The sequence below is a fragment of the Phormidium pseudopriestleyi FRX01 genome, from assembly GCF_017313335.1.
Classification (GTDB): Bacteria; Cyanobacteriota; Cyanobacteriia; order Cyanobacteriales; family Laspinemataceae; genus Laspinema; species Laspinema pseudopriestleyi.
In genome coordinates this window covers 1-14,056 of sequence record NZ_JAFLQW010000546.1, presented here as the reverse complement: position 1 = coordinate 14,056, position 14,056 = coordinate 1, and the positions used below count along the sequence as shown (strand labels likewise).

Here is a 14,056-nt window from a genome sequence, read left to right as displayed (position 1 = left end):
TGTTGCGATCGCTCAGGAGATAAAATCACCACCAGTTCCCCTTCGGCTTCAAGTGCCTCTAGTTCCTGGACCAGACTTTGGATTTCCTGCCGTTGTTGGGGTCGTAAATTTAACCGTTGGATAATTTTCAGAAATGAGAGCAACTCTTGTACCGTTGCGCGATCGAGGCGAGTGCCCTGGGCGAGTTCTACCCCTACCGCAGATTGGATCTGGGCGCGTTCTTGTGGGGTCAGGGACTCGATCACAGAGAGAACCAGTTGGGTTTGCTGAGGAGATAGAATGGCTTGGGGCTGCCCCTGTGCTTGAATTGTTTCTAAATCTTGAATTAGCTGTGCAATCTCCTGAGTTTGCTGGGGCCGAAGTCTCACCTGTTGAATTCCGCCCAGAATTAATAAAATTTCAGAAATCTCTTGTTGGGTGAATAAACCCACTTGCACTTCAGGCAAATCCAGGGCTTCCTGAATCTGTGAGATTTCTTGGGGGGTTAGGGAAGTCAGCAACCCGCGAACTCGTTGCGATTGGGTAGAGGAGAGGACAACTTGGGTCTGTCCCTGAGCGGTGAGTTGTTCCAATTCGCGAATCAGGGATCGGATCTCCTGAGCTTGTTGGGGCCTTAGTCCTTGCCGTTCGACCTCTCGGAACAAGAGAATGATCTGTTCCAGTTCTCGCTGAGTGTAGGTAACCGCTGACTCCTGTGGTGGAGCAGTGGGTGGAACAGGTCTGGTATTCTGTTTGCTGTTGGGCAACTGCGCAGTCTCCCCGGTTGTGTTCAGGCCCGGGACGGGGTGAGGATTGGCTAAACTTAATCCTGATGGCAGCACCGTGACTGCACTAATACCGGCCAGCAAACTCAGACGCAATACAAGCTGATGTAAGAACACACCTAAAACTCCCCATACCATGTTTGAACAAGTATCCAGTGAACCACATTATTCTCCGGAAATACAAGCCTTTCCTAAATCTATAACTTGTCAAACCTAAGCTCCCATAGGTGCTTCAGCTTAACCTTGCGTGACGCTCATCCACAATAGCATTGTTCCCGAGCATCAATACATCCAGTTCTTTGCGCGGACGGTCTAAAATTTTAAATCTGTAAAAAATCTTTGATTTTTCAGAGGGCCAGAAGGGTTATCGGAAGGTTAAAGGGGCATTTATGATGCCATTTTTGGCTCATTTTGAATGGCATTAACAAGACTTCTTTCCACCCTCTAAAAAACTGCAGCTTTTGTCGTAGGTTCCCGATATAGGGTAACCCTTGATGAGAAACTGTGCCGTTTTTTAATAAATTTTTGGGGAATTTTTCCTCAATTTTAAAAGAGTTTTATTCCGATGGCCTGTATAAAATTTGTTAGTTTTATAAAATTTAAGAACCGCCAACCGGCTAAACTTTTGGCAGATCGTTAAAACTATTTTTAAACCCCAGAATATAGCCGGTTTAAATAAATTTAACGGTTCTTGTAAGGGCAACTCCTGATGGTTTCTGCTCGATTAGCTGTCGGAATCATTTAGAGAGGCTACAGGGGAAGCTCTGTGATCCCCGGGTAGAAAGGCGCAGGGACAACTCAATCTGAGGGGACTTAACGACCCCACTACCGACTCGTGCGGGTGGGTATTTTGGGCGGATTGCTGTCCATTGCTTCAAGCTGGGGAGGTTCGTGGCTGTGGGCGAGGGGTAAGGGTTCTTTTCTGGGAATATTTTCCAGTAGTGGTACGGGAATATCGCAACCATTAATCACTGCACCTAAGAGTTGGACTGTTTCTGATTCAGTCAGGGGCTCAACATATTCCGTTAGCATTCCGCCTTGGGTGTAGCAGGGGCGGGTGACGAGAATCATCCCATCGCTAAAGGGTTCTAGTAAAAAGGCATCGTTGTTGACGCTGAGTGCGGGAGAGTCCAAAATCACTAAATCAAACCGAGCTCTGGCATCTTCAAGGAGTCGGCGGAATTCGTTGGATTCGATCGCCGAGGCGCTGTTTTTGAGAGGACCGGCACTGGGAACAACGTAGAGGTTTTCAATTTCCGGCGCGAGGCGAATGCATTGGTGGAACTGTCCGTAGTAGTGGAGGGGTTCGAGGTTGGCGTCGGGTTCGATCGCCACTTGCAGACTCTGCGCTTGGGAGGGCGATCGCAAATCCGCTTCAATCAGTAAAGTCCGCTTCCCGGCACGCGCTGCGGCGATCGCCAAATTATAAGCACAAAAAGTTTTTCCTTCTTGAGCAGCCACACTGGTAATCAACAGCACCTTGGGTGCTTTTTCTCCAATCCGCAACAAATTACTGCGGATCTTTTCATAAAACTCCAAATAAGGGGAATCCGGATCCCTTAAAATCGGCATCTCGTGATCATTGAACTCCGGGGTAAACACCTCGGGTAAAATACCCAGAATGCGGAGGTCCTGTTGCTGCAAAGCCCCGCGAACTTCCTCCATCGTATAAAATTTCCCTTCCAGTAAGGAAATAGCAAAAATCAAGGCATTCCCGACAAGGATGCCAACCAGTCCCCCGAGGGCAAAAATCAGCGCAGGAGGTTGTGTCGTGACTTCGTTTTTAGAAACCGATGCTTCTTGTGCCACACTCAAACTGCTGGACGTTTCGGCTTCAGCGGCTTTTGCATCTGCCAAAGCGTTCTGCATTTTATTGTAGAGGTCTTGCTTGAGTGCCACTTGTTGAGCTAACCGTCCTTGTTCAAGCTGTTTGTTCGGCAGAGTTTGATAATCCTGTTGCAATTGTTGTTCCGTTTGGGTCAGAGAATTCAATTGCTGGACCCAGGTTTGCCGCTGGGTTTGTAAATTCACCAAGGTTTGCGCTAACTGCTGCCTTGCCGGGTCGAGACTACTGTCTTTGCGAATTTGGGCGCTATTCATTAATGGGGCAGCCATTCCCCCTCCACCGATGACTTCTGTAGCTCTGCGCTCCAACAATTCATTGTAAGAGGTTTCCTGCTTTTGCAACTCAATCATCTGGGGATGCAGTGGGCGGAAATCTTTACTGAGGAGTTCACGCTGGGACTCAATTTGATGGAGGGCTGCTCTCAATTGGGCGATAATCGGGTCAGCGCTGAGGGCTTGGGAGACATAAGCCTGATCTGCGGTCAATCCCAGGCGCTGTTCTAAACTGGCAAGTTGGGCATCAAGCCCTTCTAACTGTAAGCCAATCTCGCGCTGCTGATTTTGGTTGGCAACGATCGCCCCAGCCAATCCCCCACTTCTGGCCGCCAAAATTGCTACCGCCTCTTCCCGTTCGTACTCTTCAAGTTTCTGTTCTGCTTCTCTAAGTTCCGCTAGGGCTTCGGGCAATCGCTCCTCAATGGTGTCAATCATCCGTCGTAAGGCCGTAGTATTGAGCATTCGGCTTTGCTCAATCATGGCTTCCATGAGCGCTTGCACGACAGTTTGGGCGGTTTCCCGATTGGGATGAGTATAGCCCAGTTCAATCTGAGGAGGACCATCAGCTTTAGGGGGCTTTAAAGACACCTCCCGAGCCAATTTTCTGGGGTCTTCATTCACCTGGGTTCCCACTGCCGTCACCACATTCTCAGCCAGGAGAATCTCTTTAGGAAGTTGCTTGCCCTGTTCTTGAATTTGGCTTCCGGTTGCTGAAAAGGTCACTGCCGGAGTGGTGTAAGTCAGCGCTCCGCGTGCCCGATAGGTCTCCTCTGGAGGGGGTTGCATTGCCACAAATCCTGCCCCGCCCAAGGTGAGGACAAAAGCAGCGAAGCCAAACCATTTGTATTTACCAAAAGCGATCGCGTAGCGCTTGAGAATGGGTGGAGCCATGATAGGAATAGGGTTAAGGATGAAGAATATTAAAGATTAAGGATGAACCGAATGCCGAAAATTTATCCAATTCGTTTTATATAGCTAGTCTAAATCAATGGGATAATTCTTTGGGGAATATCAGCGTCTGCTTTCCCTACTACTTCAAAGGAGGGCAGACGCTTAGACCCCTCAATTCTATTGTCTGATTTAGACTGGCTGTAGAGACCCTCCCTTGATTGTAGCATAAGGGAACTCCAAAAAATAAAATAGCAATCGTAGGGTGGGCATTGCCCACCGAACAGAAGGTGGGCAATGCCCACCCTACTCCTTTAAAAACTGAATAGGAATGATTTATTTTTTGGAATACCCTAAGACGCTCTGGGGCTTATTAATTGTTGGTGTTATTTTGGTCGTTATTACCACCGGGTCCAAAGAGGAGTGTGGCACTATCTCTCAAGGAATCAAAAAACAGTAGAAATCCCAGAACATCGCGGAATGGTTGAGTAAAGGTCCCTAGGGCATAAGTGATTTTCCCCACCAGATTGCGCCCAATGACAATCACATCATTATTTTCTAACGGGACATTTTGAGCCAGATCCCCACGCAAAAGTTCTTGGGCATTGATTTCCCGAGTCACAGCTTTCCCCTGTTCGGGATCGAAACGGATCAGGGCAATATTGTTAAGGTCTGCACTCAGGAGGGGAACCGCATTCAGAATATCCGCAAAGGTACTGCCACTGGGGACAGGAACAACACTAATGCCCCCGGCAGGATAGCTCAAAACGCGAACGACAATCTGCGGTACGGATAGGGTGGAACGAGAGACTAGGACGCGATCGTAATATTCATCGGTGCTGCTTTCGATGGTCGGAACGAACACCACATCTCCATTGGCTAACCGCAGTTCGGGAAGTTCAGCCCCCGTCAGCAGGGGGGTGTACAAATCCAGGACTTCTTCTGAAATTGCCCCATTATCAAGGCTACGACGAACCCGAACCGATCGCAAATCAGCATTAGAGGTAATCCCTCCAGCCACTAGCATCGCATCAGCAACGGGACGATTAGAGGGGGGAACGGTAAAAAATCCCGGTTGTGCAACTTCTCCGAGGATGGTCACATTGACCGGAATAGTCGCAGCTAGGGTGGATTCGGCGACGATGCGCGGGTTATATCCTGGGTCCTGGTTTAATCCCAATTTGGGGACAATCACCACATCCCCATTTCCTAGGCGTAAATCCGGTAAAGCGCTGCCGGTTTCCAGGGAGGCGTAAAGGTTGACCTGTTCTTGACTGACGGTCCCATTTGCCATCACCCGACAGATGAGGATGGTCCGCAAGTCGGCTGCAGTGGTAATCCCACCGGCGGCCTGCAATGCCGTGGGAATGGGACTTAGGGAGGGGGGAAGGAGGTGAAATCCAGGCGCGGCTACTTCTCCGAGGACTGTAATGGCAACGGCCTGTTGGGCCGCTAGGGTGGAGGTGGAAACAGCGGCACTATTATAAGTCCGGGCTTCTTCTAACCCGAGTTTAGGGATGATCAGCACATCTCCGTTGGCTAATCGGAGGTCTGGGAAGGGAGTACCGCCTTGCAATGGGGAGAGTAAATCCATTGTTTCTTCGCTGATGCGACCATCGGGAAGGGTTCGCCGGACCTGAACTCTCCGCAAATCAGCAACGGGAGTGCTTCCGCCTGCAATTTGTAACGCGGTGGGAAGGGGACTGGGGGAAGCCGGGAGGATATAGAATCCGGGTTGGGTGACTTCGCCGACGATGGTAATGCTGACGGCTTGGGGTGTGGTTAAGGTGGAGTTAGAAACGATGTTGTTGTTGTAGTTAAAGGCGGCTTCGTTTAAATCGAGGGTGGGGACGATGATGATATCGCCATTGCCGAGGCGCAGTTCAGGAAAGGGGGTGCCGGTTTGTAAGGGGGAATACAGGTCAATGGTTTCCTCGCTAAGGAGCCCATCACTGAGGACTCGTCGCACTCGTACCGATCGCAGGTCAGCCGCCGGTGTAGACCCCCCAGCAATGACTAAGGCATCTTGAATGGGATTGAACGAGGGGGGGAGATTATAAAATCCTGGACGAGTGACTTCTCCAATGACGCGGATGCCGACAGCTTGGGGAGGAGAGAGGCGCGATCGCGCGATGATGTTGCTGTCATTAATCTGGGCTTCACTTAAGGATTGTTTGAGCACAATCAGGATATCCCCTTCTTGCAGCAAGAGATCCGGCGGGGGACTGCCTGCTTGCAAGGAAACCAACAGGTTGAAACGTTGTTGCAAAAATCTGCCATCACCCAGGGGACGTCGGATCAGGATGGAGGTCAGATCGGATCCGGGTGTTGTCCCACCCACCGCTGCTAAAACTTCGGAAATTCGGGCATTTTCTGCTGGGAACGCATAAAACCCCGGTTGGGTGACTTCTCCGGTGACGGTAATATTCACTGGACGTTTGGCAATTAACGCCACATTGACTTGGGGATCGACTAAAAATTGATTTAAACCGGATTGAATCCGTTGTTGGGCTTGTTCTGCCGTTAACCCGGAAATCTCTAAAGGTCCCAATAACTGCATGACGATTTGCCCTTGGGGATTCACGACCGTTTGAATGCTGATGTTTTGATAGGGTTGGACATCAATGACTAGCTGATCCCCGGGGGCAAGTTGGTAGGATTCTGTGGGGAATTGGCTGACGGGAATGATGGCGGGGGTTTCTAGGAAGGGGTTGGGTTGAGAGACGGCGGCTGTGGGAGGGACTCGGGGAACCGGAGGTGAGGCTTGAGGGGGGAGTGGAGGGGGCGTTAAGGGTTGGGGGGCGATCGCCTGCTGAGGTGTAGGGGAGGGCAATCCTTGACGGGGTTGGCAAAATTGGCTCAGTTGAGGACTGCTGGTAGGAGTAGTCGGAGGGAGTTGAGCCGGAGGTGGGGGAACAGCAGGTCCGGGTTGAATCGGAGGCCAAGATGGAGCTTGGGGGGCGGGTATCCCTTGGGCGAGTTCTGGGGGGACCGGGGCGCTGAGGGCTTCGGGTATTCCCGTATTGAAGGCGAGCGTCAACAGTCCCGCTAGAGGCATGACCGTAAGTCCCTTATGTAACCCGGCTAGGGTCAAGGCAGTGAGGGGGTAAAACTGAAGGGCAGAGGAGGATTCAATCATGAGAACTGATGACCACAACGGGAGGAAGGGGTTTGGGTTCAGGAGTGGCAGGTTCGGGATCTCTGGGTTTGTCGTTCCCCCAGCTTTTGATGAGAGTTCCTGACACCAAGGCGGATCTGCCTCTTTCTGATCCATGTGCTTTCGTGAATAGGGGACCGGGTAGATGCGCGACTGTTGAGGGGAAATTTTTCAGGAGTCGCCAGGGTTTGCCCTTTGTTTTTGTCAGGGGTTTACTTGGTTTTCGTCAGGGGAGTAAAGGGACCCTCGATTAAGGCCTTTTGAATGTTTTGACTTAAGGATTCAATCAGGGGTCTGACTGATTCTATATCCCCAAAGGGTTCTATGGGAATGATCACGTTAACGGCGACCCAGGGAAGACGGTTTCCCTGGAGTTGGGCGAGGCGATCGCGCCAGAACCAGCTAAAGGGGGTAGGATTTCCGCCGGTGGGCCAGCTATACCACTGGGCGATCGCGTAGGTTTGAGCTGTGGTCCATCCTCGGAATAATCTGGCTTTGACCTGAACCGTCTGATCCGGCGTCGGGGCTGATTCTGGATTCACCTCGAATATCAGCGATCGCTCGGAATCTCTTTTCCACCGCCAAAATCCATCGATATCCATCCACTCTACTTGCGGTTGATGCATCGGACCCGTTTGATTCAGCAACAACAGACCCGCAACAAAGCGATCGCCCTCCTGAATATTCTGCTGCACCCAATTGTGGCCCCCAATTTTCACAACCTGGGGTTCACTGGTTTCCCATCCACTCAGGTTTAACCCTGTCGTTCTCAATTCCCTTAACTCGTTCAAATTGACCAGATTCGGAGGTGAGACCCAAGCCCATTTTCCACTGATGTAGCTGGGAACCGCCCCTACCGCGAATAGGACCAACATAAATAACAGTAAAGCAACTCGCGCTAGGGAATAATTGTGCAGGAATTTGGGTAAATACATGACTTTCATCAGCGACATTTTGAATGATTTTTCCCAGCTTTAGGTGTAGACAGTCTTCAGGGTTGGAGGTCGGACTCACTGGCCGTTAGGTGGGGTCTTCGACTGGAGCCAAAAAATAATGAACAATCCAATCAACTCCATTGAGAGTGGGAATTAAAAGTCCTAACATCGCAGCCGAATAAAGGTCTCCACCCCATCCTTCATGCAGCCATTCAAACCAATGTTCATGACCCGCCCCATGAAAGAAGGTCAGAAGGGCATTGCGGATAATATTACCGATCACGGCGATAACAACCGTACTGGCTAAAAACAGAGTCGTTTTGCTCCGCGACTCATTTGAACCTGTCCAGTAAAGCAACATTAACGCCACATACAGACTGGTGAGGAGCATTTTTAATCCCGCACAGTGCGGCGCGACTTCTACCACTCGTTGATTAACGAATAGGTAAATTCCTTCTACGGTGACATTAAATCCTACATGGGATAAAAGAAACCCCGCACACCCAGCAATAAAACTTTGTAAGGGTAGGGTATAAGGTGCAATTAAGTAGGGAACTTGGTTCGGAGTGGCTAGGAATACTAACAGCAGGGGAAAGGTTAGGAGTTTAAATCCGGGTAATCCTTTGAGCCATAAACAGATTCCCGCTAAGACGAGGGGAAACGATAAATTGACAAAATCGGGTAATCCGGTGACATAAAAAATTCCGCCGATAGCCATCAAAATCCCCCCCAATGGATGACTCTGTTCGGGCAGTTTTTGCCATAATTTACGCTTGTCCTGCCAGCAAATATAGGCAGCGAAGGGTAGCCCGATTAATCCATGACTAAAATATTCATGTTCGAGACTGATGCTCTTATTGAGCCACCCGTCGTACCAATGGAAGAGTAGGGGAGTATAAAGTACGCTGAGGATTCCAATCAGAATCCAAGGGTAATTTTGCTCAATTAGAAAAGGAACTTTACGCCCAATTTGCATAATTTTATCTGGGGTAACAACAAGGGAAGGGGAAAAGGTTTAACTTAATGGACTGCTAATGCGATCGCCTCAACCACGCGCTCGATTTGTGCCTCACTCAAACCGGGATACAGCGGGAGAGACAAAATCTCTTCGCAGAGGGCTTCAGCCTGGGGAAAATCCCCCGCTTGATAGCCTAAATTTTGATAAGCCGGTTGCAGATGACAGGGTAACGGATAATGGATGCCGGTTTGAATCCCTTCGGAACCTAATTTTTCTAAGAGAGTGTCCCGATTTAGAATGCACTCTTTGGTGATGCGAATAACGTAGAGGTGATAAACATGACCGCTACCACTGAGGTTGCGGATGGGGAGGATCCCCCGATCGCCGAGGGGTTGGAGTAAGGCATCGTACTGTTTGGCGCAGGTATTTCGGGCTAGATTCCAGTCGGGTAAGTAGGGAAGTTTGGCCTGGAGGATGGCCGCCTGGAGGGTATCGAGACGGCTATTGGTGCCGCGATCGGCATGAAGATACTTTTTGGGCGCACCATAATTGCGTAAGCTTCGCAATTTTTGAGCCAATTCGCGATCGCCGGTGACGACCATGCCACCATCCCCAAAACAGCCAAGATTTTTACTGGGATAAAAGCTAAAGGCGGCAGCAAGTCCCACTCCACCGGGGCGGACTCCTTCTCGTTCTGCCAGGTGCGCTTGGGCGGCATCTTCAACGCAAATTAAATTGTGGGCTGAGGCGAGTTCTTTGAGTCGTCTAGGGGAGACCATTTGCCCGTAGAGATGGACCGGCAACAACACGCGAGTTTTGGGGGTGATGGCTTTTTCTACGGCTTCTAGGTCGATTAAAGCAGTGGAGATGTCACAATCCACGAGGACTGGGGTGGCCCCGGCGCGAAGGACGCCGATCAGGGTGGCGATAAAGGTATTAGCGGGGAGGATGACTTCATCTCCCGGACCAACTCCAGATGCCTGGAGTGCCAGGGCGATCGCATCAGTCCCACAGGCAACCCCCACGCCGAATTCCACGCCACAAGCTTGGGCGAAGCTATTTTCAAATTCTCCCAAGGCTTGTCCTAGGACAAAATCTCCTCGTTCGATGACAGTTTGGATGGCGCGTTCTATTTCGGCTTGAATGGGCTGGTGTTGTTGGGTCAGATCAACAAATGGAACAGTTTCGGGAGTGGGTTTCATTATGGTTAAAGAGACTTCAGAATGGGGATTGAGTCGGTTGCAGTCTAGTCCGGGGAAATGGGTTGAGAAGGGTTCGCCAAGACTCTGGATCCTTCTTGAGAACGCGATCGGGAGGAGGGGATGATGGGAGAGGTCCCTAGGCGATCGCCTTCTTTCCAGTTGGGGTCCCCGAATAAAGGTCGCCCGGTTCAAAATTGCTCCCTCTTCTTTAAGTGTAAGAGGGATTTATCAAGGATTGACTCCCCCTCAATTGTGAAGACTTTGTAAATACTGCCCGTTGTCCCGTTCCCTTACCTTGGACAGTGGATGGGAGATGCAGTTGATCCCTCCTGCGATCGCATTGAGGGCCTCTTGTCCTAGGTTAACGAATGTCTCTCTACATCAGGGTTGAAGCCTTGGTAAATTTTTCCCGGGATTTGTAAAGATTTTGAAGGGATTGGAATCGTCTTTTGCCCAATGGGTTAAGCTGGCTGGGGCTTTCCTGACAGATTCGCTCACGCACTCTGTCGCTACTTTATGTTGTACCTGCATTATTTAAAATTCAATTATTCTTTTGAAGATAAGACAATATTTTGCTGAAATCATTGCAAAATTCTCCTAAATAACTTGAATCTAACCGTCCCCATTTTCTGCCCCAATGAGTCAAAGTAGGGACCCGACTAGATTGCACTCGGCTCCGGTCATTTGATTAGGGAGCAACGGAGGTAGGTTAGAGTAGTAAATAGGATGAAAGTCCTGGAATCGAGTTATCCCAAATGTCATTGAGAAAAATAACTTGCTCGCTGGAGTTGAGATAGACCTGGTTCATTCTAAAACTATCCGCTCCCTCTCTCGACCTGGATCTACATTTTAATAGTGAGGGTTTCCTGTACAGTAACGATTAACGCCCAACTAAATCATTTAAACCCTCGGTTCAAGTTGAGATTTTCCTCAAAACAAGTCCCCTTTAATCAAATCAAGCCTTTCTGATTTTTACTAACCTTAAAATGTAGCGATTCGCTTTATTTAACATCAGGAAAAGGGCAACAGATTCATCCCATCCTTGATGCCCCATAAAAAAGAGAAACATCCATGATTTCACCCATCATCCGCATCTATATCGGGTGGTTATTCACACTTTCCCTTTACGGGACATTCGCCATCCAACCCACCCATGCCCAACCGATCGTTCCCGGCACCGATACCCAAACCCAAGTCACTCCGGATGGAAATACCTTCAATATTGAGGGCGGAACCATTTCAGACGATGGCAGTAACCTGTTTCATACTTTTGCCGAGTTTGGACTGAACGCCGGAGAAATTGCTAACTTTATGTCTAACCCCCAAATTCAAAATATTTTGACGCGAATCAATGGGGGCAATCCTTCTATTATTAATGGGCTAATTCAAGTCACGGGGGGACAGTCTAATTTATTTTTGATGAACCCCAGTGGCATCCTGTTTGGTTCAGGAGCCCGTTTAAATGTTCCGGGTTCGTTCATGGCAACCACCGCCGATCTGATAGGTTTGTCTGGGTCGGACTCGGTGCAATGGTTTGATGCAAAACAGACGAATCTTTATAGCAGTTTGGTAGGCAGTCCCAGTCAATTAGTATTTTCGATGCCGGAAGCTGCCGCGATCGTGAATGCGGGAAATTTAGGGGTTGGACCGAATCAAAATTTAACCCTGGTTGGGGGTTCCGTAGTCAGTACCGGGACCCTTTCGGCCCAAGGCAATCTGATTGTGGCAGGGGTATCGGGTCAAAGTCTGGTGCGGATTAGCCAAGTCGGACATCTCCTGAGTTTTGAGGTGGACCCTTATCTGTTGCAAACCGCACCCACGGTATCATCTGCCTCCCGAGAAGTTCGGTTCAATCCTCTGTCTTTACCAGAATTGTTGGCAGGTGGGGGGGGAACTCATGCCACGGGAGTTCAGCTTAATGCCGATGGGACGGTCACTCTGACGGGTTCAGGGTTGCGATTGGAACATGGGGATGTGAGTAGTCAGCAGTTACAGGCTCAAACTGCAATTGTATTCGCCACGGGCAATTTAACGGTGGCAGAAAGTCAGCTTGAAACCACAGGAAATTTGCACTTGCAAGCGGACAACGAGGTGAGGTTTGAAGATACCCCGATGAATCCGGTTGAGGTGAAGGTGGGGCGGAATTTGCAGATTCGCGGCGATCGCAGCGTTACCCTCGATCTGCTCAATCACCCAGATTCTCAAATCCAGGTCCAGGGGAATTTGACGGTAGTCAGTGATGGCGACATCTCCCTGGATGGCGCTTTCCACAGCAGGGGAAATCTGATGATTTTCAATACGGCATCCCAACCGACAGCGTTTCAAAGTCGGAATGAGTTGGCGCTCATGGCTGGAGGAAATGTGGTATTTGGAAATTATACCGGCGGTCCTCTGCGGGTGGATAGTTTAGGGGGAATAGAAGGGGGAAAGATTTCCTTGACGATCGCCGAAGACGGTAATGCTTCTCCAGGAGGGGTCCACTTAAGTGCAGGGGGGAGAAGCACTTCACACCCTCCGATAAATGACTCCCTGGAATTATCTCCAGGAAGCATCGTTGTCGGAGAAATCGCGATCGCTTCCCTAGGTCGTTCTTTGGAGGTCCAGGCAACGGGAAGCATTCAAACTGGAACCATCTCCACCGATGGGGGCGATATTACCCTGAACAGTGGCAGTCACCTCACCCCAGGAGGTATTTCCTCGGCAGGGGGCGATATTACCCTTTCTAGCGCTGGGGGTCGGATTGATACGACTGGTGGCACCCTGAATGCATCTTCTTCCTCCAACCCGCAAGGGGGTGCGATCGCCTTAACGGCTGAGAATCCGATTATTTCTGGGGATTTAATCACTGAAAATAACACCATTCAAATTAACGGTCCTCTGGAACTCTCCGATGCCACGACATTCGGCACCACTGGGACCGTAGAGGATGCGGGGGGTGGCAATATTCAGGTAACTGGAACGATTAATGGCACTTTTCAGTTAAATCTGGAGGCAGGAACTGGGGATGTTGTCCTGGGAGGGGCAGTCGGGAATGAAGTGGCGATCGCCGGGTTGTCTGTGCGCGCTCAAACTATTGATTTACAAAGTGACGTGACGAGTCAAGGGGCGATCGCCATTGACGCCACGGGCACCGTCACCCTGGGCGATCGCCTCACCACCACTGGGGGAACGGTCAATATTACCGCCACCGATGCCATAGAGACTGATGACATCACCACATCCGGGGCCTCGATTCACCTCAACAGTCAGAATAGCCAGATCACCACCGGGAATTTAGAGAGTGCCGCGATCGCCTCTGATGGCGGAACCATTAGCCTGCGCTCGTTCTCGGGTCTCTCCACTGGGGCGATCGATACCCATTCAACCGTCGGTGCAGGCGGTGATGTCACCCTACAAACTCAACAAAATGATATCCAAACCTCCTTCATTAATACAGAAGGAGCAAGCATCGGCGGCAACGTTGAAATTCAGACCCCGGGTTCCGTGCGCATCGTCGATTCTTTTCTCTCCCAAACCGGCGGCGAGTTTAGTATTTCCACTGCTGCACCTCAAGGCGGTGAAATTACCATCACTCATGGCAAAAGTGAATTTGTGATTGGGGATGTCGATGGCAATGGCATCATTGAAAACGGAACCCTTGCCGCCATTACCACCGGATCGGGCGAATTTCTCTCCCTCGGAGAATCCGTTTCCCGATCGCGCATTTACCTCAACCCTAATCCCTCCTCAGAATCCTCTACCTCGGAACCCGCCTCGGAGTCAGAGGCAACCCCGGACGAAACCGCTACAAATGAGGAAGAAACGGAGAGTTCCGATCCATCGAGTCCTTCTGAGTCAGACCCTGAACCAGAGGAGGAAACACCAGAGGAAACAGACTCAACCCCGTCCGATTCTCCCACGGATTTAGGAGAAGAAACGCCTCCAGTCGAGGAGACTACAGCAGTTGATCCAGACCCCACCCCGGAAACACCGGAAGCCGATTCCCCCACTCCTTCGGAACCTGTGGCGGTGTCTGAACCGGCAGTGACTCC

General features: G+C 50.3%; 7 protein-coding genes. 1 reads left to right on the top strand and 6 read right to left on the bottom strand.

Annotation, left to right across the window (positions count from 1 at the left end; all coding sequences use genetic code 11):
• The 6 genes from J0895_RS20705 to J0895_RS20680 all read right to left on the bottom strand — a co-directional run.
• On the bottom strand, positions 1-902 hold a 902-nt coding region (locus tag J0895_RS20705), incomplete at its 3' end, for a hypothetical protein (protein WP_207089890.1).
• A gap of 687 nt (positions 903-1,589) precedes the next feature.
• Positions 1,590-3,776, bottom strand: a complete 2,187-nt coding sequence (locus J0895_RS20700; RefSeq protein WP_207089889.1) for a GumC family protein — start codon at positions 3,774-3,776, stop codon at positions 1,590-1,592.
• Between the two features lie 370 nt (positions 3,777-4,146).
• Positions 4,147-6,912, bottom strand: a complete 2,766-nt coding sequence (locus J0895_RS20695; RefSeq protein WP_207089888.1) for an SLBB domain-containing protein — start codon at positions 6,910-6,912, stop codon at positions 4,147-4,149.
• 230 nt (positions 6,913-7,142) lie between these two features.
• On the bottom strand, positions 7,143-7,874 hold the full coding sequence (locus J0895_RS20690; RefSeq protein WP_242541464.1) for a cyanoexosortase B system-associated protein: 732 nt from the start codon (positions 7,872-7,874) through the stop codon (positions 7,143-7,145).
• 76 nt (positions 7,875-7,950) lie between these two features.
• Positions 7,951-8,841, bottom strand: a complete 891-nt coding sequence (gene crtB / locus J0895_RS20685; protein ID WP_207089887.1) for a cyanoexosortase B — start codon at positions 8,839-8,841, stop codon at positions 7,951-7,953.
• Positions 8,842-8,885: 44 nt separating this feature from the next.
• The gene (locus tag J0895_RS20680; RefSeq protein WP_207089886.1) at positions 8,886-10,025 is read right to left on the bottom strand and encodes a DegT/DnrJ/EryC1/StrS family aminotransferase; all 1,140 of its coding nucleotides are present in this window, start codon (positions 10,023-10,025) and stop codon (positions 8,886-8,888) included.
• Positions 10,026-11,096: 1,071 nt separating this feature from the next.
• On the opposite strand from J0895_RS20680, the gene J0895_RS20675 reads away from it, so the two are divergent.
• The coding region (locus J0895_RS20675) for a filamentous hemagglutinin N-terminal domain-containing protein (protein ID WP_207089885.1) at positions 11,097-14,056 on the top strand (2,960 nt) is incomplete at its 3' end.

Bases quoted from the DNA above. Each gene is read 5' to 3' on its own strand.
- J0895_RS20680 (WP_207089886.1), bottom strand. From the start codon at position 10,025: ATGAAACCCACTCCCGAAACTGTTCCATTTGTTGATCTGACCCAACAA.
- J0895_RS20695 (WP_207089888.1), bottom strand. From the start codon at position 6,912: ATGATTGAATCCTCCTCTGCCCTTCAGTTTTACCCCCTCACTGCCTTG.
- crtB (WP_207089887.1), bottom strand. From the start codon at position 8,841: ATGCAAATTGGGCGTAAAGTTCCTTTTCTAATTGAGCAAAATTACCCT.
- J0895_RS20700 (WP_207089889.1), bottom strand. From the start codon at position 3,776: ATGGCTCCACCCATTCTCAAGCGCTACGCGATCGCTTTTGGTAAATAC.
- J0895_RS20690 (WP_242541464.1), bottom strand. From the start codon at position 7,874: ATGAAAGTCATGTATTTACCCAAATTCCTGCACAATTATTCCCTAGCG.